This window comes from Xanthomonas albilineans, assembly GCF_002939705.1.
GTDB lineage: Bacteria > Pseudomonadota > Gammaproteobacteria > Xanthomonadales > Xanthomonadaceae > Xanthomonas_A > Xanthomonas_A albilineans.
In genome coordinates this window covers 1-368 of sequence record NZ_MDCB01000116.1, presented here as the reverse complement: position 1 = coordinate 368, position 368 = coordinate 1, and the positions used below count along the sequence as shown (strand labels likewise).

The window sequence follows — 368 nt, the reverse complement described above, 5'->3', positions numbered from 1 at the left end:
TGTTGCCCCGCTGCATCGGTGATCGTCAGGTCGCCACCGCTGATCCCGCTGTGGGTGATCGAGGTCTGGCTGCCGCTCTTGCTGTCGTAGCCAGCGGCCGTTCCCCTCGCCCCGCTGCCCTGGTTCTGCCAGGACCAACTGCTGCCCTGGTTCGCCGTCGGGGGCATTTGGCTGCTGACCGTGTCGCCACTGCTGCCGTCGCTTTTGCCATCGCTCTTGCCATTGCTACCGCCCGCCGCATACCCCCCGGACAGGTTCACGCCCGTGGCCTTGTAGTGGCTGGTGTTGGTGATGTCGGCCACCGTCAGCGTGCCGGTGGTCAGTTGGTTGCGGCCTTGGTCGATGGCCGCTTGCGTGCTCGCGATCAC

General features: G+C 66.6%; 1 protein-coding gene. It reads right to left on the bottom strand.

Annotation, left to right across the window (positions count from 1 at the left end; genetic code table 11):
- A partial coding sequence (locus XalbCFBP2523_RS16010) for a hypothetical protein (protein ID WP_343251082.1) occupies nucleotides 1-368 on the bottom strand: 368 nt, incomplete at both ends.